The 20,053-nt window shown below is 72.0% G+C and carries 18 protein-coding genes; 6 read left to right on the forward strand and 12 right to left on the reverse strand.

Translation table 11 applies throughout. From position 1 onward, the window contains the following. Positions 1-6 precede the first annotated feature (6 nt). On the forward strand, positions 7-639 hold the full coding sequence (locus CLV43_RS12065; RefSeq protein ID WP_106187186.1) for a hypothetical protein: 633 nt from the start codon (positions 7-9) through the stop codon (positions 637-639). Here the strand turns inward: CLV43_RS12065 and CLV43_RS47070 are convergent. The 4 genes from CLV43_RS47070 to CLV43_RS12085 form a co-directional block, all read right to left on the reverse strand. Beyond that, positions 620-1,999, reverse strand: a complete 1,380-nt coding sequence (locus CLV43_RS47070; RefSeq protein ID WP_146174738.1) for a serine/threonine-protein kinase — start codon at positions 1,997-1,999, stop codon at positions 620-622. The two genes, CLV43_RS12065 and CLV43_RS47070, sit on opposite strands and share 20 nt — an antisense overlap. 61 nt (positions 2,000-2,060) lie before the next feature. After that, positions 2,061-3,599: a serine/threonine-protein kinase gene (locus CLV43_RS48450; protein ID WP_245886318.1), complete on the reverse strand. Its 1,539-nt coding sequence runs from the start codon at positions 3,597-3,599 to the stop codon at positions 2,061-2,063. A gap of 21 nt (positions 3,600-3,620) precedes the next feature. Then, the gene (locus CLV43_RS12080; protein ID WP_106187187.1) at positions 3,621-4,034 is read right to left on the reverse strand and encodes an SsgA family sporulation/cell division regulator; all 414 of its coding nucleotides are present in this window, start codon (positions 4,032-4,034) and stop codon (positions 3,621-3,623) included. Positions 4,035-4,223: 189 nt separating this feature from the next. Further along, positions 4,224-5,147, reverse strand: a complete 924-nt coding sequence (locus CLV43_RS12085; RefSeq protein WP_106187188.1) for a DMT family transporter — start codon at positions 5,145-5,147, stop codon at positions 4,224-4,226. A gap of 81 nt (positions 5,148-5,228) precedes the next feature. Here CLV43_RS12085 and CLV43_RS12090 point away from each other — a divergent pair, with 81 nt between their 5' ends. Beyond that, complete coding sequence (locus tag CLV43_RS12090) at positions 5,229-6,131, forward strand: LysR family transcriptional regulator (RefSeq protein ID WP_106187189.1); 903 nt, start codon at positions 5,229-5,231, stop codon at positions 6,129-6,131. 14 nt (positions 6,132-6,145) lie between these two features. On the opposite strand, the gene CLV43_RS12095 is transcribed toward CLV43_RS12090, so the two are convergent. The 6 genes from CLV43_RS12095 to CLV43_RS12120 all read right to left on the reverse strand — a co-directional run bounded on the left by CLV43_RS12095 (position 6,146) and on the right by CLV43_RS12120 (position 13,209). Beyond that, entirely contained in the window at positions 6,146-7,780 is a 1,635-nt protein-coding gene (locus CLV43_RS12095) for a serine/threonine-protein kinase (protein ID WP_106187558.1), read from the reverse strand. A gap of 131 nt (positions 7,781-7,911) precedes the next feature. Next, positions 7,912-9,315, reverse strand: coding sequence for a serine/threonine-protein kinase (locus tag CLV43_RS12100; RefSeq protein WP_106187190.1), 1,404 nt, complete (start codon positions 9,313-9,315; stop codon positions 7,912-7,914). A gap of 289 nt (positions 9,316-9,604) precedes the next feature. Further along, positions 9,605-10,366, reverse strand: a complete 762-nt coding sequence (locus tag CLV43_RS12105; RefSeq protein WP_106187191.1) for a hypothetical protein — start codon at positions 10,364-10,366, stop codon at positions 9,605-9,607. Between the two features lie 263 nt (positions 10,367-10,629). Further along, positions 10,630-11,436: a hypothetical protein gene (locus CLV43_RS47750; protein ID WP_170155812.1), complete on the reverse strand. Its 807-nt coding sequence runs from the start codon at positions 11,434-11,436 to the stop codon at positions 10,630-10,632. Between the two features lie 172 nt (positions 11,437-11,608). Further along, the gene (locus CLV43_RS12115; RefSeq protein ID WP_106187192.1) at positions 11,609-12,577 is read right to left on the reverse strand and encodes a hypothetical protein; all 969 of its coding nucleotides are present in this window, start codon (positions 12,575-12,577) and stop codon (positions 11,609-11,611) included. 311 nt (positions 12,578-12,888) lie between these two features. After that, positions 12,889-13,209, reverse strand: a complete 321-nt coding sequence (locus CLV43_RS12120; protein WP_106187193.1) for a hypothetical protein — start codon at positions 13,207-13,209, stop codon at positions 12,889-12,891. Between the two features lie 63 nt (positions 13,210-13,272). On the opposite strand from CLV43_RS12120, the gene CLV43_RS12125 reads away from it, so the two are divergent. Next, positions 13,273-14,397 carry an arginase family protein gene (locus tag CLV43_RS12125; protein ID WP_245886321.1) on the forward strand — a complete coding sequence of 375 codons (1,125 nt, stop codon included), beginning with the start codon at positions 13,273-13,275 and terminating at the stop codon, positions 14,395-14,397. 432 nt (positions 14,398-14,829) lie between these two features. On the opposite strand, the gene CLV43_RS12130 is transcribed toward CLV43_RS12125, so the two are convergent. Further along, the gene (locus CLV43_RS12130) at positions 14,830-15,099 is read right to left on the reverse strand and encodes a chorismate mutase (protein WP_106187194.1); all 270 of its coding nucleotides are present in this window, start codon (positions 15,097-15,099) and stop codon (positions 14,830-14,832) included. 357 nt (positions 15,100-15,456) lie between these two features. Here CLV43_RS12130 and CLV43_RS12135 point away from each other — a divergent pair, with 357 nt between their 5' ends. From CLV43_RS12135 to pcrA, 3 genes are all read left to right on the forward strand, one after another. Beyond that, entirely contained in the window at positions 15,457-15,963 is a 507-nt protein-coding gene (locus CLV43_RS12135) for a hypothetical protein (RefSeq protein WP_146174739.1), read from the forward strand. Positions 15,964-16,058: 95 nt separating this feature from the next. After that, positions 16,059-16,586, forward strand: coding sequence for a hypothetical protein (locus CLV43_RS12140; RefSeq protein WP_106187196.1), 528 nt, complete (start codon positions 16,059-16,061; stop codon positions 16,584-16,586). 72 nt (positions 16,587-16,658) lie between these two features. After that, positions 16,659-19,034: a DNA helicase PcrA gene (gene pcrA, locus CLV43_RS12145; protein WP_106187197.1), complete on the forward strand. Its 2,376-nt coding sequence runs from the start codon at positions 16,659-16,661 to the stop codon at positions 19,032-19,034. Positions 19,035-19,053: 19 nt separating this feature from the next. Here pcrA and CLV43_RS12150 read toward each other — a convergent pair whose 3' ends face one another. Further along, positions 19,054-19,974, reverse strand: a complete 921-nt coding sequence (locus CLV43_RS12150) for a LysR family transcriptional regulator (protein ID WP_106187198.1) — start codon at positions 19,972-19,974, stop codon at positions 19,054-19,056. Positions 19,975-20,053: the final 79 nt, after the last annotated feature.

A 20,053-nucleotide genomic window follows, 5' to 3' on the forward strand; every position in this document is an offset into this window, starting at 1 on the left:
GAGGACATGACAGCGCACGTCTCGTCCACCGCCGTGCACCGCTCCGCCCGGTTCGCCACGGAGGTGCTGGCACCGTGGGTGTGGGTGCTCACGCTGCCGTTCGCCGTGGCTGCCGCCGCGACGCGGTCGCTGTGGCCCACCGTGCTGTGGGGTCTCGTCGTCGCGGTCACCGCCTCGGTCATCCCGATGGTGGTGATCGTGCGCGGCGCCCGCGGCGGGCGCTGGGACGGCCACCACGTCACCAACCGCGAGGGCAGGCTGGTCCCGCTGGTCGTGGCGGGCGGCTCGCTGGCCGTCGGCATCGCCGTGCTGCTGCTCGGGCGCGCGCCGCACGAGATGCTCGCGTTGGCGGGCAGCATGTTCGCGTCGCTGGTCGTGAGCATGGCGATCACGTTCGGCCTGAAGTGGAAGGTGTCGCTGCACGCGGCCGTGGCGTTCGCCGCCGTGGTGGTGGGAGCGGTGGTCCACGGACCGTGGCTGCTGCTGCTCGCCGTGCCCGCGGTGTTCGTGGCGTGGTCGCGGGTCGAGCTGGGCGACCACACGACGGCGCAGGTGTTGGTGGGCTCGGTGATGGGCGTCGTCGTGGGCGGTGGCGGGTACGCGCTGCTCGAGGTGCTGCTCAGAGCTTCGCCGAACTGATGATCTTCGGCTTCCCGTCGAACTCCTGCACGCCGACCCGGTAGGTCTCGGTGCTCGTGGCGCCCTTCTCGGTGAACTGGACCTCGATGTCCACCACGAAGCCGTTCTCCGCGGTCACCACGTCGACCAGGTTGCCGGTGACCTTCTCCCACTGGCCCCAGAACGCCTGGTACTGCTCGATCGGCGGCCGGTAGTCCGGGGCGAGGTTCTCCCACGCCTTGCGCGGGTCGGCGCCCACCGACCGGTAGTGGTCGCGCACGAAGTTGGCGGCCTTGGCCGCGGTGAGCCCGGCCTGGGCGGGTCCGGTGGTCGACGGGCCCTGGCCGTCGCCGGGCCTGCCGTCGTCCACCGGGGTGGTCGTGGTCGCGCCGCCCTGGTTCGCCGCGCTGTCGTTGCGGGTGTCGTTCGCGGGCGGCAGGTAGATCAGCACGCCCGCCACGGAGGCGGCCAGGACCACGGCGGCGACGGCGGGCGCGAGCCACTTCTGCCGGGTCTTCGCCTTGGTGGGCTCCGGTTCGGGCTCGGGAGCGGCCGCCACGGCGACCGCGCTCCGGGGAGCGGAGGTGGTGCCCGCGAGCAGCTTGACCAGCTCGGCGGCGGTCGGCCGCAGAGCCGGGTCGGTGGCCAGCAGCCGGGTCATCGGCCCGGTCAACGGGCCCGAGCGCATCGGCCGGTCGATCTGGCCGGTCGCCGCCCGGTAGATCAGGCCGAGGTTGTTGTCCGTCGGCCCGTAGGGCGAGCGGTCCTCGGTCATCGCGTAGAGGGTCGCGCCGAGGGAGAACATGTCCGACCTGGCGTCCGGCGTCTCGCCGCGGGCCACCTCGGGCGGCAGGTAGGCGGGGGTGCCGGAGATCATCCCGGCCTCGGTGAGCGTGCCGTCGCCGACCGCCTTGGAGATGCCGAAGTCGGTGAGCTTCACGGTGCCCTCGTGGCCGATCAGCACGTTGCCGGGCTTCACGTCCCGGTGCACGATGCCCGCCCGGTGCGCCGCGGCCAGCGCGGCCGCGACCCGGCCGCCGATCCGCGCGGCCTCCGCCGGGTTCATCGGGCCGTGCTCGGCCAGCACGGCGGCGAGGCTGCGGGACGGCAGGTACTCCATCACCAGCCAGGGCAGGCCGTCCTCGACGACGACGTCGTACACGCCGACCGCGTTCGGGTGCTGGAGCCGGGCGGCGATGCGCGCCTCGCGCATGGCGCGGGTGCGGGCGAGCTCCCTGGCCGCGGGGTCGCCGTCGGGGAGCTTGAGCTGCTTGACCGCGACCTCGCGGTGCAGCAGCTCGTCGCGGGCCCGCCAGACGACGCCCATCGCCCCGGCGCCGATCTCGCCGAGGAGGAGGTATCGACCGCCGACCGCGTTCACTCGATCAGGCTAGCTGGCGGTCCGGCCGCGAGCGACGCGCCCGGCGTCTCAAATGCCCCGGCTACCCGTGGTACTCGGCGATCTTGAGCTGGCCGTCGACCATCTTCACGAGGACCTGGTAGTCCTTGACGTTCGACCGGCCGCCCTGGGTGAGCGTGACGGTCCCGGTCACCAGGTAGTCGTCGCCCTTGGCGGCCACCTCGGGGTTCGCGGAGGGGACGATCTCGTCGTACTGCCCCATGTCCTTGGCGTACTCGTCGTAGCTGGGCCGGGAGGCCGGGTCCATCTTGTCCCACGAGGACTGCGTCTCGGTCTTGGCGGAGCGCAGCCACCCGAGCACGAAGTTCCCCGCCACGGTCGGGGTGAGCTCGACCGCCTTCGCCGTGCCCGACACGGACTCCTGGTAGCGCTCGTCGTAGGAGCCGGGGTCCGTCCGGTAGTCGTCCTCGGAGTTGAGCAGCGTGCCCAGCGCGATCATGGTCCCCACCAGCAGCGCGACGGCGACGATGACCGGCACCAGCCACTTGGGGCGGGAGCCCGCCTTCCCGGCCCGACCGCTGTCCTGCTGGATGTGGACCGGGCTGATCCCGCGGATCCCGGTGGCGGGGTGGGCGAACGCGCTGGAGGGCTGCGGGGTCGTCGGCTGCGAGGCGGGCGGTCGCGGGGTGGGGTGCTGCGGGGACTGGGGCTGCTGGGACGGCGGCTGCGGCGTCGGGGGCTGCGGCGTCGGCGGCTGCGCGGGACCGGGCTTGGGCGGGCCGGTCGTGACGGGGATGCCCATGGGGGTCGGCACGGCGTCGGAGGGCAGCGCGGCCAGCATGTCGGCGGCCTCGGCGGCGGTCGGGCGCAGCGCCGGGTCGACGGCGAGCAGCCGTTCCATCGGGCCGATCAGCGCGCCCGCGCGCATCGGGCGGTCCATCTTGCCGATCGCGGCGCGGTACAGCAGGCCGAGGCTGTTCTCGTTGGAGCCGTAGGGGGAGTGCGCCTCGGTGGCCGCGTAGAGGGTCGCGCCGAGCGAGAACACGTCCGACCTGGTGTCGGGCGAGTCGCCGCGCGCCACCTCGGGCGCCAGGTACGCGGGTGTGCCGGAGAGCGCGCCCGCCTCGGTGATCGTGGTGTCGCCGGTGGCGCGGGAGATGCCGAAGTCGGTGAGCTTCACGGCGCCACCGCGGCCGATCAGCACGTTGCCGGGTTTCACGTCCCGGTGCACGATGCCCGCCGCGTGCGCCGCGGCCAGTGCCATCGCGACCTTGCCGCCGATCCTGGCCGCCTCGGCCGGGGACAGCGGGCCTGTCTCCTCGAGCACCGCCGCGAGGCTGAGCGAGGGCAGGTACTCCATCACGATCCAGGGCAGCTCGTCCTCGACGACCACGTCGTAGACCGCGATCGCGTTGGGGTGCTGCAACCGGGCGGCGATCCTGGCCTCGCGCATGGCCCTGGTGCGCGCCGCCTTGGACGCCACCGGTGCCATGTCAGGCAGCTTGAGCTGCTTCACGGCGACCTCGCGGTGCAGCAGCTCGTCGTGCGCGAGCCACACCACGCCCATACCGCCGCTGCCGATCTGCTCCTTGAGGAGGTACCGACCGCCGACCGCGTTCACTCGAGCAGGCTAGCGTTCCGATCAGCTGCTGGCGACGAGCTTCGCCAACTCGCGGTCGAAGTCGATCCACTGGTCCTCTTCACCGGGCTGCACGACGTCGTAGGTGAGGTCGAGGAACTCGGCGATGTGCTCGGCCTCGGCCGAGAGGATCGCGAAACCGGTGGGGGCGTTCAGCTCCAGCAGGACGCGCTCCGGGTCGTCGGCCGCGGGCCGGACCATGATGTCGCCCTCGCCGGAGGGGGTCAGCAGGCCGTCCGCGAGCAGGTCGCGGGCGAACATCCACTCGACTTTCCCCTGGCCCGTGTGGAACAGCACGGCGACCGCGTACGGGTCCTCGGGGTTGTACTGCAGCTCCGCTTCGACGGGTGCCGGAGCGATGCCGGGGACCAGCAGCTGGAACGTGGTGCCAGCGGTGATGATCGTGTTCTCGGCCATGGTGGCTCATCCCTTCCCTACCTGCGTTGTTCACGCTCTCATGGGAGGAGACGTCCGAGACAGCGCTCCGAGACGCGATTCGCCTGGGAACCACGCTATCGGGGGAGACGTGGATCTCACTTGGTCGTATATGCCCAGGTCGCTTGTCTCAACTGGTGAAACGGACATCGCACGCTGCGTGACCGCCCGTCACTTCAGGGTAGTCGACACTACCGGTCGGGTGTCCACGGGCGCCACCGCCGTGACCGGACGGCGGCGGGTCAGGGCGATCCCGAACAGCACGACCACCATGCCCGCGACGACCCGGACGGTCAGCGCCTCGTGCAGGAACGCCGCACCCAGCAGCACCGACACGACCGGCAGCAGGTAGCCCACGGTGGTCGCGTTGGTCGGACCCTCGTCCTCGATGAGCCGGTAGTTGATGATGAACGCGACACCGGTGCCGAGGACACCCAGGATGCCCAGCGCCAGCAGCGCGCTCAGGCTCAGGTGCACCTCCTGGAGACCGCCGACCGGCACGATGAACGCGGTCAGACCGGAGCCGACCACGAGCTGGCCCGAGGACAGCTGCAGCGACGACAGGCCCTGGCCGGACAGCGTGCGGCTGATGTAGACGTAGGCCACGGCGTAGCTCGCGGCGGCCGCGAGGCAGGCCAGCGCGCCCCAGCTCGCCAGCCCGGCCCGCTGCCACGGCGCGAAGATCAGCAGGGTGCCCGCGAAGCCCAGCGCCAGCCCCGCCGTCCGCGCGGCGCCGCCCTGCTTCTCGAAGCCGAGCAGCAGGCCCAGTCCGAGCGTCCACAGCGGCGTGGTCGAGTTGATCACGCCCGCCACCCCCGAGTCGACGGTCCGCTCGCCGACCGCGAACAGCACGAACGGGATCACGTTGCCGAAGAGCGCCGCGACCGCCAGGTGCCCCCACGTGCGCGGGGCGCGCGGCAGCCGGTGGCCGCGGGCGTAGACCAGCACGACGATCACGGCGGCGCCGAGCGCGGTGCGGCCCATCGCGATCTGGACGGGGGAGAAGCCGGTCAGCGCGACCTTGATCCACAAGAAGCTCGAGCCCCAGATGAGCGCGAGGACACCGAACCTGACCAGCGTGCCGGGTTTGTTCACGGTTCCACGATGGGGTGAGCGAAGCACAAGCACAAGTGAAAAGAACTGCACGACCTTGTAGCTCAGCTGTAAGGTCGTGCCATGTTGGACGTGCGCAGGATGCAGGTGCTCAGGGCCGTCGTGACCAGCGGTTCCATCACGGCAGCGGCCACCAACCTCGGCTACACGCCGTCGGCGATCAGCCAGCAGGTGGCCGCCCTGGAGAAGCAGGCGGGCATGGCCCTGCTGGAGCGGGTCGGCCGCGGCGTCCGAGCCACCCAGGCGGGCAGGCTGCTCACCGACCACGCCGCGGGCATCACCGACCGCCTCGTCGAGGCCGAGGCGGCGCTGGCCGACCTCCGCGCGGGCCGCACCGGCAGGCTCCGCGTCCGCTACTTCGCCACCGCGGGCGCCGCCCTCGTCCCGCCCGCCGTCGCCCGCTTCCGCGCCGAGCACCCGTCGGTGAAGCTCGACCTCAAGCTCACCGAGCCGGTCGACCCGATGCTGGAGATCGTCGCGGGCCGCGCGGACGTCGCGATCGTCGTCCACCAGCACGGCGCCGACACCGCCCCCGGCATCCGGCTGGTCCACCTGCTCGACGACCCGTACCTGGCCGTCCTGCCCCGCGGCCACGACCTCTGCCGCAAGCGGGTCCTGGACCTGTCCGACCTCGCCGACCAGCCGTGGGTCGACTCCGCGCTCCCGGTCGGCGCCTGCCGCGACATCGTCCTGGACGCCTGCGCGGGCGCTGGGTTCGCCCCGAACTTCGTCGTCGAGTCCGACGACTACCCGACCGCGCAGGGGTTCGTCTCGGCGGGACTGGGCGTCACCATCGTCCCGAAGCTCGGCCTCGGGGTCGTCCACCCCGGCGTCGTCGTCCGCCGCCTGCGCAACCCCGAGCCGCTCCGTGAGATCCACGTCGCCTTCCGCGAGGAAGGCACCACCAACCCGGCCGCCGCGAGCCTCCTGGAGGCCCTCAAGGCCGCGGCGGCGGCCACCGCCTAGGGCGGCGCGGGCGCTCAGTAGTTCCCGAGCGCCGTCTCCTTGTCGATCAGCAGCTGGTTGCCCGACCACTCCAGGGCGATGAGCTTGCGCTCCTTGCTGACCGTGTTGTTCTTCAGCGTGTAGGTCACGTCGACCTCGAACGCGTACGGCGAGTTCAGCTTCACGTCGTCGACCTTCACCGACTTCACCGACTGCCAGAACTGCAGGTAGCCCGCCTTGCCCTTGCTGGCGCCCTTCATCTTGTCGGTGAGCCAGTTGAACGCCGAGTTCGGGTCGGACGGCAGGAGCGCGAAGTAGTCGCGGATCATCTTCTCCTGGGTCGCCTGGTCGGGGTCGCCGGTGACCTGGGGCGGGAGCTTGGAGCCGTCGCCCGCGGGGGGCGGGTCCTCCTTGCCGCTCTCCTGCGGCGGCTGGGAGACGCTGGCGGACGTGCCGGGCTCGGCGACCTTGTCGTTCTTCTTGTCGTCGCCGGACAGGAAGCTGGCCAGCATGATGCCGACGACCGCGGCGGCCACGATGGCGAGCGCGGTGATCATCGTGGAGCGCTTGCTCGCGACGTCCTTGGCCGACGACGACGACCGAGGGGGCGCGGTGCGGTGCGGGGCGGCGGCCGGACGGGGCTGCTGCTGGTAGGGCTGCTGGTACTGCGGCTGTTGCTGCTGCTGGGGCGGCGGACCCGGTCGGACGTCGATGCGGGTACCGGGCGGCGGTGTCGACACGGCGGCCTGCGGGGACATCGCGCGGGTCGCGGAGTCGGTCGAGAGCGGGGCCCCGCGCCACGACGGCGGGCTGACCTGCTGGACGGCCATCGGGAACTCGGGGGCGGCCCGGCCCGCGGCCACGGCGGCCAGCGCTTCGCGCGCCTCGGCCATCGTGGGGCGGTCCTCGGGCTCCGGGCGGAGCAGGCGCATCAGCAGCGCCGTCAGCGGCCCGGCCTGCTTCGGCGGGTTCACGTTGCCGGAGGCGACCTGGTGCAGCAGCGCGATGGTGTTCTCGTTCAGCCCGAACGGCGGGGCGCCCTCGATCGCGGCGTACAGCGTGGAGCCGAGCGAGAACACGTCCGACGGCGAACCGGGGTCGTAGCCCTTCGCCACCTCGGGCGCCAGGTACGCCGGGGTGCCCGCGAGCATCCCGGTCGCGGTGACGGTGACGTCGCCGGTGGCCCGCGAGATGCCGAAGTCCGTGATCTTCACGACGCCTTCGTCGCCGAGCAGGATGTTGCCGGGCTTGATGTCGCGGTGCACGATGCCCGCGTTGTGCGCCGCGGTCAGCGCCGAGGCGACCTGCTGGCCGATCGCGGCGACCTCGCGCGGCGGGAGCGTGCCGCGCTCGGACAGCACCGTGGACAGGCTCTTCGACGGCAGGTACTCCATGACCAGCCACGGCTGGCCGTCGTCCTCGGCGACGTCGTACACGGCGATGGCGTGCGGGTGCTGCAACCGGGCGGCGATCCGCCCCTCGCGCATGGCCCTGCGCTTCGCCTCGTCGGTGTCGGAGGCGGCCAGTCCGGGCTGGAGCAAGAGCTGCTTGACCGCGACGATGCGGTGCAGGCGCTGGTCGTGCGCCTGCCACACGATGCCCATCGCACCGCTACCGATTCGGTTGCCCAATCGGTAGCGGCCTGCGACCAGGCGACCATCGTCGGTCACGGCTGCTCCCATGAGTGATTGCGGTGTGTCTGTCTTCTGCGGCGTTCGACGGCCACTACGGCACAAACGTAGCGACACCCGGTGCGGTTCGAACTAACCCGTCCGTGTGCGTGTCCACCTTACGAGTTAACTCAACCGCCGGGCGCCGGGTTGGTGGTTGTCGTCGTCGTGGTGGTCGTGGTAGTGGTCGTCGTCGTCGTGGTCGGTGGGGGCTTGGTGGTCGTGGTGGTCGTCGGCGGCGGCGCCTTGGTGGTCGTCGTCGGCTGCTCGGTGGTGGTGGGCTGCTCCTCGGTCGTCTGCTCCTCCGTCGTCGGCTCGGCCGACGTGGTGGCGGCCTTCGACGTCGTGGTCACGGGGACGACCTTCGAGGAGCTGGTGTCGCCACCCGGCACGAGCGCCGGGTCCTTCGACTCGTCCTTGCCCTTGAACGCGCCCAGCGCGACCAGCAGGCCACCCACCGCGAGCAGCAGCACGAGCACGGCGGCGATGATCGCCAGCGTCCGGTTGTTCGACGGCTCCGGGGAGGCGACGGACCTGGTCGGGCCCACGGTCCGCGGGTGCTGGCCGGTGCGGTAGCCGGACCCGGCGTTGCCGCGGTACCCGGTGCCCGAGGAGACCACGCGGGTCCGGTTCGGGTCCAGCACGGCCGTCGGACCGGGCACCGGCAGCACGCCCGGCGTGCTCGCGGCCCGCAGCCCGGTCAGGCTGGGGTTGCGGCCCGAGGCGACCGCGGCGAGCAGTTCGCGCGCCTGGCCCATGGTCGGCCGGTCGGCCGGGTCGACGTTGAGCAGCCGCAGCAGCACCTCGGTGAGCGGCCCGTCCTGCGACGGCGGGTTGATGCGGCCCGCGGCGACCGCGTGCAGCACACCCAGGGTGTTCTCGCTGAGCCCGAACGGGGGTTCGCCCTCGGCCGCCGCGTACAGCGTCGAGCCCAGGGAGAACACGTCGGAGGCGGGCGTCGGGTCCGAGCCCCTGGCGATCTCCGGCGCCAGGTAGGCGGGGGTGCCCGCGATCAGGCCGGTCTTGGTGACCGTGATGTCGTCGGTGGCGCGCGAGATGCCGAAGTCGGTGATCTTCACTACGCCGTTGTCCGCGATCAGCACGTTGCCGGGCTTCACGTCGCGGTGCACGATGCCCGCCGCGTGCGCCGCGGCCAGCGCCGACGCGGCCTGCGCGCCGATCTGGGCGACCTGCAGCGGCTCCAGCGCGCCGTACTCGGACAGCGTGTCCGCGAGGCTGTAGGACGGCAGGTACTCCATGACGAGGCAGGGCGCGCCCTGCTCCTCGACCACGTCGTAGACGGCGATGGCGTTCGGGTGGTGCAGCTTCGCGGCGATGCGGCCCTCGCGCATGGCGCGCTGGATCGCCTCGTCGTGCTCCCTGGTGTCCATCCCGGCCTGCAGCAGCAGCTGCTTGACCGCGACGATCCGACCGAGCCGCTCGTCCTGGGCGCGCCACACGATGCCCATGGCGCCGCTGCCGATGCGGTCGAGGAAGCGGTAACGGTCGGCGATCAGCTGGCCCTCGGTGCTCACCGGGCCACCTCGCGCGGGTGCTGCGGGACCGCGGCGGGTGCAGCAGGTCTCACGCTGGGGCTCCTCGTTGTGCGCTCCGGTTGGCGGATCAGGGTAGGCCACCGCTCTTCATCTCGGGCTGTCCTGCCCGCAGAGCCTACCCCGGCACCGAAGACGGGTTTCCGGCCGTTGCGCAGGTCACGGCCTGTCGGGCCGTCGATCGCGCAGGGATACCCGATACCTGTCCGCAACGTCACCGGTTCACGAGAAAGTCGTCGGAAATGGGGCCGAACGGCCTAGCGCCGAGCGCTCACAGCTCCGCGAAGAAGTCGAACCCGCCGAGCCCGAGGCCGATCCGGATGCCACCGGGGTCCTCGGACGGCTTGGTCGACGAGGGCGGCGTGGTCGAGTTCGAGGACGACGACGGCGTCGACGAGGACGTCGGCGGGGTCGTGCTGCTCGAGGGCGAGGTCGACGTGGGGTTGCTGCTGCTCGGGGGCGTGCCCTTGTCCGTGGTCGGCTGCGTGCTCGACTGCGAGGTCGACGTGACCGGGGCCTGCGTCTGGGTCTGCGTCTGCGTCGTCTGCGTCACCGGGGCCTGGGTGTCCTGCACCGGGACCACCTGCTGCTGCTGGGCCGCCTGCTGCGCGACCCGCTCCTCCTGCGTGGAGGTGGTGGTGCTGGTGGTCTGCGAGGTCGTGCCGGGCTTCTGGCCGGGCATGGCGACGCCGCCGAGGTTGCCGGTGTTGCTGGAGTTGCGCGCCGCGGGGCGGGTGTCGAACCGCACGTCGGCGAGGGGGCGCTCGTCGGGGGAGCCCAGCCACTGCGAGGCGCCGAAGGCGACCGAACCGCAGAGGACGACACCGCCGCTGGCGATGGCGACGAGCTTGCTGAGCGACATGCCGCCGCGCTCCTCGTCGGCCGGACGGCCTTCGCGGCGCAGCAGCTCGGCGACGTGCAGCTCGCGGCCGGACAGCGACGCGCGGGCGGACAGCGCGGTCGGGGCCGACGTGGCGGCGGGGGGCGTGACCGCCTTGAAGCGGACCGTCTCCTCCTCGTCGTCCCGGTACACCGGGATCGGCTGTGTCTCGGCTTCACGCCGGGCGAGCAGCTCCGCTACCGAAAGCTGAGCGGTCGAGCCATCCCGCCGACGACGATTGTCCTCGTTCGACACCGCGGTCTCACACCTTCCCGGAAACTGCACTGCGTTCACTAGCCGGGAACATGGATACCGAATCGTGACCCCAGTTGTAACCCCTTTGGGGGATTTTCTCGGGTTAAACCTTATTTAAGGCAACTCTACGTGAGCATTTAGGGGGTGCTCGCTACGCGGCGTCAGCTTCGCTGGGCCGAGAGCAGCTCGGTGCCGACGATCTTCGGGACCGACGTGTCGCCGAACCAGAAGAGCTGCTCGACCCGCAGCCACCGCCCGTCGAGCTCCTGCATCGACACCTCGGCCAGGACGCTGCCGTCGGGCCGCTGGGTGGTGCTGTCGACCGTGATGGCCTTGATCGTGCTCCACGAGCGCACGAAGCCGAGCGCGTCGCCGCCCACCAGGTCGCTCGTCAGCAGCAGCGCCGCCGCGGCGGGCTGGGCGGGCAGCAGGCTGTAGAACTCGCGGACGACGTCGATCCTCGGCTGGGAGCCGATCGCCACCGACGGCGGTGCCGCGGCGCTGCCGGTCGGCGGCGCGGACGACGGGGTCTCGGTCCTCGGGTCCGCCGCGATCGGCGCGTTGGACGCGGAGGGGGTCGTCTCGGCCGTGGGGGCCGCCGCGGGCTCGTCGCCCAGCCTGGCGCTGAGCAGGTCGGGGCGCAGCGCCGTGGAGCCGCTCAGCTCGATCGCGGCCGCCGTGCGCGGGGCGCTGGTGGACTCGGGGCGGTTGCCCGCCAGGATCGACGCCGCCGCGACCGAGGCGAACAGGACGAGGGCGCCCGCCACCAGCCCGGCCGCCTTGGCCGCCCGGTTGGAACGCCGCTGGTCGGTCTCCTCCATGCCGAGCACGTCCTCCACGAGGTCCTCGGTGTCGGCCTCCTCGCGGGAAGGGATGCGGACGGGGCTGGGCTGGTTCCTGATCAGCTCGGCCACGGTGATCGAACCGGCCCGGTTGTGCCGTCTGCCGGTCGTCGTAGGGCGCTGCACTGGCAACTCCTCCGTACCTTCTGCGTCGCCAGAACTCGTACCGTGGATGCCCTGGTCAAAGCCAGGACGACGCGCGCATTCACCTTTTCGTGGCGGTCAGCGGTAGACGCTTGTCGCTCTAATGGAGTAGTGGTTACAGACCGATGTCCCCCTGTGCGTTCGCGAATGACCGTTAGGCGATTCCAGTGAGCCGTTCGGCGTTGATCAAGGGCTCACCACTCAAGGTGAAGGTCAGCTCGCGCTGCTCGGTGCTGGCGGTGCCGTCCTTCTTCGTGATCTGCAGCGTGCTGACCGTGACGCCCCTGGTCGGGTCGACGCTGATCTCCTTGACCCGCACCAGCGACACGTCGGCGAACCGCTGCTCCAGCACCGCCTCGATGGTCGGCCGGGAGTCCTCGGTCGTCAGGGCCAGCGCGGTCGCGGTGTTGGCCGAGACCTCCTCGTAGAACTTCTCGGTGCGGGACGCGATGGCCGAGGCGTCGACGAGCGGCTTGTCCTGGTTCGGCACGGTGGTCACGGTCGGCGACGTGGTGTCCGGCGCGCTGCCGGGTTCGGTGGTGCCCGCGGGCGTGGTCGCCGTCGTCGCGCCCGCACCGCCCGACGTGCTGCCGGGGTCGCTGCCGCGCGGTGCGGCCGTGGACGTCCCGCCCGCCCGCGCGGTGTCCTGCGGCCTCGTGTCGGCGCTCTGGCCGCTCGTGGGGGCCTTGGTGGACGTCCTGGTGCCGAAGTCGGTCACGATCGGGACGTTGGCGGGGTACTCGGGCATGCCGATGCGCTCGACCGGGCCGCTGTTGCCGACGAGCTTGGCCGCCGCGATGGCGAGGCCGACCAGGACGCCCGCCGAGGACACGACGGCGAACCAGGCGGCGCGCTTCCAGGTGCGGGGAGGGGTGACCGACGCGGGGACCAGGCCGATGTTGAACTTGCGCAGACCGGCGGCGTCGGTGTCCACCAGGGGGTCCGGTGCGGGCCTGCCGCGCTGCGCGGGCACCTGGCCCGGTCCGACCGCCGGGCGCGCGTGCGCCGGTCGCTCGTGGTCCGGTCGTCCGTGGTCCGGACCGGAGGCCGCGGGTGGCCACCCGTCGGTCCGGTCGTGCAGCCGGTGCTTGCCCGACCCCGCTGGTCCCGCCCCGTTGTCCATAGCTCCGCAGACCTCTCCCGCCCCCTGGTCCGGCGCGGTCCCCGACCCCTCGGGTCGGTTGCGCCACCGGGACCACGTCGGCCCGCCGTCCGGCCGTGCGGCCGTGGCGCTCCGCTGACCCGGCGCGGGGCCGGGGCCGCGACGCCGGTCGGACCGGATCCGGGAGGACCGGCCAGGCCGGCGGGGCGACCACGGTCACCCGCACCTACCTGAGGGTAGGTGCAAGGCGGGGCGGTAGCTGTGCGGGGTCACCCGGTCACGGCGGGTGACACACGGAAGTGTGAACTTGCTGGACTTCCGGCGAGTTCTGGTCAGCTACCGCTGTTCAGGCGCTTGCGGCTGCTCTGCAACGCGCTCGTGGCGGCCAGCCCGCTGCCGCCCGCGACCAGCGCGCCGATGATGTCGGACGCGGTGCTGTCGCCCGTCGTGATCAGCAGGCCGATCAGCGCGGCGGCGGTCGTGACGCCCGCGACGGTCCAGCGGCTCCGGACGTACTGCGCGATCGGCGCGCCCGCGGCCCGCTTGTTCTTCGCGGCGGATCCGAGCATGGCGAGATAGCCGTCGTGCGCCAGCGCGGCTAGCACCCCGACGATGGCGATGATGCCTGCGATGAGGCCGATGACAGTTCCCATGGCTCCAGTGTGCCTGCCGATATCCGCTGGACCATCGGTGATCCCCCTGATATCCGGTTGCGGGTGGACATCTTCTGGCACGACGCCTGCCTGGAGCACGACGCGGGCACGGGCCTGTGGGAGCTGCCGGGCGACTGGGACTGGCTCGACGTCCCCGAGCCGCACCCGGAGGGCGCGGCCAGGCTGCGCACGTTCCGGCACGCCCTGCGGCGCGGACCGGTCGCACCGCACCTGACGTGGCGCACCGGCAGGCTCGCCACCGACGACGAGCTGGCGCGCGTGCACACCGCCGACTACCTGGCGGCGCTGCGGAAGGCGTGCGAGGGCCCGGACCGGGTCGCGCTGGAGGTCAACACGGTCGTCGGCCCCGGCACCTGGGACTCGGTCCTGGCCGCCGCGGGCACCTCGCTGGCCGCCCTGGAGTCCGTCCGCTCCGGCCGCGCGCGGACCGCCTACGCCCTGGTCCGCCCGCCCGGCCACCACGCCCAGCCCGCGATGGCCGACGGGTACTGCCTGGTCAACAACGCCGCCCTCGTCGCCGAGACGGCCAGGCGCGAGGGCCTGCGGGTGGCCGTCCTCGACTGGGACGTGCACCACGGCAACGGCACCCAGGAGATCTTCGCCGGCACCCCCGACGTGCTCACGGTCTCGTTGCACATGCGGCACGGCGCCTGGGGCACCAACCACCCGCAGACCGGCGCCCCCGACGAGCTCGGGGTGGACGGCCGCAACATCAACGTCGAGCTGTCCCTCGGCGCGGGCGACGAGGCGTACCTGCGCGCCCTGGACGAGATCGCCCTCCCCGCCCTGCGCGAGTTCGCCCCCGACCTCCTGGTGTGCGCGTCCGGCTTCGACGGCTCCGCCTTCGACCCCAACGGCAGGCACAACCTGACCGCCGCCGGGTACCGCGCGATCGGACGGCGGGTCGCCGACCTCGGGCTCCCGCTCGTGCTCACCCAGGAGGGCGGCTACCTCCGCGGCTACGCCGCCCTGTGCCTGCACTCGCTCGTCGAGGGCCTGCTCCGCCTCCCCGACCCGCTCCTGCACGACCCCCTCGCCTACGTCCCCGACGACTCCCGCCCCACCACCGCTGACCTCGCCGCCGTCCGCGCGGCCCTGGCCCCGCACTGGCACTTCGCCCGCGACACCCCGCCGCCGGCGGACCTGGCACCGGGGCGGCCGACGTAGTCCGGCCTCTTCTCGCCACAGGGTCGGCTGCCCGGACGACCAGCCCTGGTCCGCGCCAAGCCCGCCACCAGGGCCGCCCACCTCGTTCAAGATCGACTGTCGGCACCCGCTCGTACTCTGGAACTCGGGGGGCCCACCCGACCGGGGGACTCCCGGTCACCGCTGCGACGAACCACCCGCCGCGACGAGCCGAACTCCTGCCGCGACGAGCCGAACCGTTCGCCGCGACGAGACGAACCACCCGCCGCGAGGGACCGACGAGCCGACGAACGAACGGGGCGAAGCGAGGGACCGGCGAGCCGACGAACGGGCGAGCGGGCGAACCGACGAGCGGGCGAACCGACGAGCGGGCGAACCGACGAGCGGGCGAACCGGCGAGCGGGCGAACCGGCGAACGGGCGAACCGACGAGCGGGCGAACCCCGGCCCCCGATCAGCGCCCCAGCGCCCCGCGACCCAACCTCAGCAGGATCATCGCGAGGTCCTTGCCCTCCGGGCCGAGCTCCTTGTAGCGCGCCAGCACGTCGATCTCGCGGTTGTGCACGATCCGCGTGCCGCCGGCGGCCATCCGCGCCGCGCCGATGGTCTTGGACACCTCGGCGCGCCGTTTGACGAGGCGCAGCAGTTCCTTGTCCAGGTGGTCGATCTCCTGGCGCAGCGCGTCGATGTCCGGAGCGGTGGCGGGGGATTCGGTGGTGCTCATGGTGGGGCCTCTCGACTCTCTTCTGCTGAGTCCCGGCCCCGGAAGCGGCGAAGCCCCGGGTCCGAGGACTCCGGGGCTCTGTGGATGCTGTGCGCTAGGCGACCACGGGAGCCGGAGTCCGGTTCCCGTAGAAAAACTCGAAGTGGGTCGAGCGCACGCCGCAACTGTGCCACACGCCCGTCCTCTTCGGCTACCCGAAGTTCGAGGAGTGGGACGCGCCGTCGTTCCGGCGGCCGACGCGGGCTCCGCACTCCGGTTTGGTCACGATCCGTCATCGCAGGCGGCGTGGGTGAAACGACTCTGGCCTGCTCATCGATCTAGTGTGCCAAGGGGTGCGACGACACAGAGGGTGGCGACATGCGTGGTTTGACGGTGACCAGGCGCACGGTGTTCGGGATGGCCGTGGTGACGGCCGCGGTGGGGGTGGCGGGCAGTACGGCCGGGATCGCCAACGCGCAGACCGCGCAGCAGCCCGCTGACCTGCCGGGGGTGGACCTCGATCCCGGCAAGGGCGTCATCAAGGCCAACGACGACTGGTGGTACGTGCACGGCGGCACCTTCGAGTTCGCGGTGACGCTGGGCGCGCGCACGCAGGGCCGGAAGCGGACGGTGCGGCTGGCCGTGCCGAAGGGCCTGAACATCGTGTCGATCAACGGCGACAAGTGGAAGGTCGAGAAGGTCGACGACACCGACGTCGAGGCCACCCACCCGGAGCTGGAGAAGCCGGGCCTGAAGCTGCCGAAGCTCGTGATCGCGGCCAAGGCGAGGAACTTCGGCGCGAGCACGCTGGACGCGTCGGTGCGCGAGCAGGCCGTGAACTACAAGCGCCGGGGCGTCAAGCTGATGGTGGACACGAGCGTCTGAGATTCCACTCTTCGGTGTACCGGGGTTCACCCGACAGGGGGATGGCCGTCGTGCGATCGTTGGAGATCGACACATCTCGGGCGAAGGTGATTCCCATGCGGATGAGCAGGGTGGCCGCCGGACTGGTCGGGGTGGGCGCCGTCCTGGCCCTCGCGGTCGGTTCGGCCGCGGTGGCGGTCGGCTCCCAGCCGGCCTCCGACACGCCGAGGCCGGCCGCCGCGCCGACCAAGGACGATCCGGGCGCCGTGGAGCTGGAGCACGGCAAGGGCGTCGTCCTCGCGAACGACGACTGGTGGTACGTCCACGGAGGGCCGTTCGAGTTCTCCGTGACGGCCACCGCGGCCCGTGACGGGCAGGCGGGACAGGCCGCGCTGTTCGTCTCGTGGCCGTCCGAGTTCTCCCTCGTGGAGACGGCGGGCGAACGCTGGACCTGCGGTGCCGTCGAGGGCGGAGTGGAGTGCACGAACCCCGCTCCCGCGGTGCCCGGCGAGGCGTGGCCCGCGTTGACGCTCGCGGTGAGCGGGTCTGGCGCGGTGCAGGACTCGATCGACGTCTACCTGCGCGGCGCGGACGGTTCGGAGGCCCACGCGGGCGCGCCGATCGTGTTCGACACGAGCAGCTGAAACCGGTTCCGCTCACCGCCTCGGCGGTGAGCGGAACCGAGCGTCGTACGGGGCGGGTAACGTGACCCCACGATGAGCGCCTTGTTCGACTTGCCCGCGAGTCCCCCGTCCCCTCGGCCGTCCAGGTTGCTCGACGACCTGAACCCCGCCCAGCGGCGGGCGGTGGAGCACGCCGGGTCACCGCTGCTGGTGGTGGCGGGTGCGGGCTCCGGCAAAACGAGGGTCCTGACCCGCCGCATCGCCTACCTGCTGGCCGAACGCCGGGTCCACCCCGGCGAGGTCATGGCGATCACCTTCACCAACAAGGCCGCGGCCGAGATGAAGGAGCGCGTCTCCGAGCTCGTCGGCCCGCGCGCCCGGTCGATGTGGGTGTCGACGTTCCACTCCATGTGCGTGCGGGTGCTGCGCCGCGAGGCCAAGACGCTCGGCATGTCGTCGAACTTCTCGATCTACGACTCCGACGACTCGCGCAGGCTGATCACGCTGGTCGCGCGCGACCTCGACCTCGACCCGAAGCGCTACCCGGCGCGGACGCTGTCCATCCACATCTCGAACCTCAAGAACGAGCTGGTGGACGCGGAGACCGCGGCGGCGCAGGCGACGAACGACCTGGAACGCCGGGTGGCCGAGGTCTACTCGTCCTACCAGCGCAGGCTCGGCGAGTCGAACTCCATGGACTTCGACGACCTGATCATGCGGACCGTCGAGCTGCTGCAGGGCTTCCCGGCCGTGGCCGAGCACTACCGGCGGCGCTTCCGGCACGTGCTGGTCGACGAGTACCAGGACACGAACCACGCGCAGTACACGCTGGTGCGCGAGTTCGTGGGCACCGGCGCCGACGGCATCCCGCCCGGCGAGCTGTGCGTGGTGGGCGACGCCGACCAGTCCATCTACGCGTTCCGCGGCGCGACGATCCGCAACATCGTGGAGTTCGAGCGGGACTACCCGCAGGCCACCACGATCATGCTGGAGCAGAACTACCGGTCGACGCAGAACATCCTGAGCGCCGCCAACGCGGTCATCTCGCGCAACCCGGACCGCCGCGAGAAGCGGCTGTGGAGCGACCTCGGCGAGGGCGAGAAGATCGTCGGATACGTCGCCGACAACGAGCACGACGAGGCCGCGTTCGTCGCGGGCGAGATCGACAAGCTCGTCGACGGCGGTGACGCGACCAACGGCGAGATCGCCGTCTTCTACCGCACGAACAACCAGTCGCGCGTGTTCGAGGAGATCTTCATCCGCCTCGGCCTGCCGTACCGGGTCGTCGGCGGTGTCCGGTTCTACGAGCGCCGCGAGGTGCGCGACGCGCTGGCGTACCTGCGCGCGCTGGCGAACCCGGACGACACGGTGTCCATGCGGCGCATCATGAACGTGCCCAAGCGGGGCATCGGCGATCGGGCCGAGGTGTGCGTCTCCAACCACGCCGAGAAGTACCGGATGAGCTTCCACGCCGCCCTGCGCGACGCGGTGGCGGGCAAGGTCGCGTTCCTCAACCCGCGGTCGCAGCGCTCCATCGCCGGGTTCATGGACCTGATGGACGAGCTGGGCAAGCTGGTCGAGCGCGGCGACGACGTGGCGGACATCCTCGAGGCCGTGCTGGAGAAGACGGCCTACCGGGCCGAGCTGGAGGCCAGCGAGGACCCGCAGGACCACACCCGCGTCGAGAACCTCAACGAGCTCGTCACGGTCGCCCGCGAGTTCGGCGACCTGACCGCCCTCGCCCCGGTGTCCTCCGACGCGGAGGCCGTCGAGGTCGTCGAGGTGCCCGCCGAGGACGAGGGGCTGCCCACCGAGAGCTCGCTGGCCGCGTTCCTGGAGCGCGTCTCGCTCGTCGCGGACGCCGACTCCATCCCGGACGCCGACTCCGACGGCATGGTCACCCTGATGACCCTGCACACCGCCAAGGGCCTGGAGTACCCGGTCGTGTTCAGCACGGGCTGGGAGGACGGGATCTTCCCGCACATGCGCGCCCTGGGCGACCCGCAGGAGCTGGCCGAGGAACGCCGTCTCGCCTACGTCGGCATCACCCGCGCCCAGCAGCGCCTCTACCTCTCCCGCGCCCTCGTGCGCTCCGCCTGGGGTCAGCCGTCCGCCAACCCGGCGTCCCGCTTCCTCGACGAGATCCCCACCGACCTGCTGGACTGGCGCCGCGTCGAACCCGAACGCTCCGGTCCGGCCGCCGCCACGACCTGGCGCCGCGGCGGTGGCGACTCGGCCCAGGCGGGCCTGGCCGCGCGCGGCATGCGCACCTCGCAGTTCAAGGGCTGGAACGAGGCTCCGGCCATCACCCTCGAGGTCGGCGACCGCGTCACCCACGACAAGTACGGGCTCGGCAGGGTCGTCGCGGTCGACGGCTCCGGCCCCAGGGCCACCGCCACCATCGACTTCGGCGGTGCGGGCACCATCCGCCTCATGCTCATCGGCGGCGTCCCCATCACCAAGCTCTGACCACGACCCTGCTCCGGGCTCAAGCCCTCCCGGTGCCGCCCCGCTCGTCCTCGCGACCGCCTGAATAGGCCTCGTGGTTCCCGCAGTCCGCGGTGATCGCGGCTGTCGCCCGAGCCGCGGCGAGGAAGTCGTCGGCCAGCGTCGAGGTGCGGGACGCCGCCATGGCGAAGCACACCTGGTCGGGCGGGAGCTCCGGGATGGCGACGTAGCTGATGTCCGGACGCGAGTAGAACACCGTCTCCGAGCGCCCCACGAACGAGATGCCTCGGCCCGCCGCGACGTGCTCCAGCTTCTCCTCCACGCCGCGCACCCGGAGCCCGGAGTCGGGGTGCGGGCGCCTGGTGGGGTGCGTGCTCGGGTCGGCGTGCCAGACCAGCGGCTCACCGGCCAGGTCGGCCTCGGTGACCTCCTCCTTGCCCGCCAGCCGGTGGTCCGCGGGCAGCACCACCATCAGCGGCTCGGTGTACAGCGGGGTCACGCGCAGGCCGGTCTCGTCGATGGGCAGCCGCACGTAGCCGACGTCGATTCGGCCGTCGAGCAGCATCGGGGCCTGGTCGTCCCACTCGACCCGCTGCACGTCCACGACCACGTCCGGGTGCCGGGCCTGGAACGCCTTGGCCGCCGGGATGACCGGGATGCCGGTCCGGAAGCCGACCGCCAGCCGACGGCCGCCACGGGCGGCGACGGTCACCCGGCGGCGGACCGCGTCCGCGGAGGCGAGCAGCGGGCCGGTGTCGGTCAGCAGCTGGCGGCCCGCGTCGGTCAGCGCCACGCCGTGGCGGTCCCTGGTGAACAGCGGGGCGCCGAGGTCCTGCTCCAGCGCGCGGATCTGCCTGCTGAGCACGGGCTGCGCGATGTGCAGCTCCTCGGCGGCGCGACCGAAGTGCAGCCTGTCGGCGACGGCGCGGAAGTAGCGCAGTTTGCGCAGGTCCAGATCCACGGAACCTCCCGAGCCGGTGATGTCCCCAAGGTATCACCACGACCGGAAGAAGTCTTGGACACCCGTTCGGGGAAATGAC

Origin of the sequence: Umezawaea tangerina (assembly GCF_003002815.1) — a bacterium.
Lineage (GTDB): Bacteria > Actinomycetota > Actinomycetes > Mycobacteriales > Pseudonocardiaceae > Umezawaea > Umezawaea tangerina.

What these genes read in the sequence shown, in the direction of transcription:
- CLV43_RS12065 (WP_106187186.1), top strand. Translation starts at nt 7, where the DNA reads ATGACAGCGCACGTCTCGTCCACCGCCGTGCACCGCTCCGCCCGGTTC.
- CLV43_RS12080 (WP_106187187.1), bottom strand. Translation starts at nt 4,034, where the DNA reads ATGGCCGAGAACACGATCATCACCGCTGGCACCACGTTCCAGCTGCTG.
- CLV43_RS12090 (WP_106187189.1), top strand. Translation starts at nt 5,229, where the DNA reads ATGTTGGACGTGCGCAGGATGCAGGTGCTCAGGGCCGTCGTGACCAGC.
- CLV43_RS12115 (WP_106187192.1), bottom strand. Translation starts at nt 12,577, where the DNA reads ATGGACAACGGGGCGGGACCAGCGGGGTCGGGCAAGCACCGGCTGCAC.
- CLV43_RS12120 (WP_106187193.1), bottom strand. Translation starts at nt 13,209, where the DNA reads ATGGGAACTGTCATCGGCCTCATCGCAGGCATCATCGCCATCGTCGGG.
- CLV43_RS12130 (WP_106187194.1), bottom strand. Translation starts at nt 15,099, where the DNA reads ATGAGCACCACCGAATCCCCCGCCACCGCTCCGGACATCGACGCGCTG.
- CLV43_RS12135 (WP_146174739.1), top strand. Translation starts at nt 15,457, where the DNA reads ATGCGTGGTTTGACGGTGACCAGGCGCACGGTGTTCGGGATGGCCGTG.
- CLV43_RS12140 (WP_106187196.1), top strand. Translation starts at nt 16,059, where the DNA reads ATGCGGATGAGCAGGGTGGCCGCCGGACTGGTCGGGGTGGGCGCCGTC.
- pcrA (WP_106187197.1), top strand. Translation starts at nt 16,659, where the DNA reads ATGAGCGCCTTGTTCGACTTGCCCGCGAGTCCCCCGTCCCCTCGGCCG.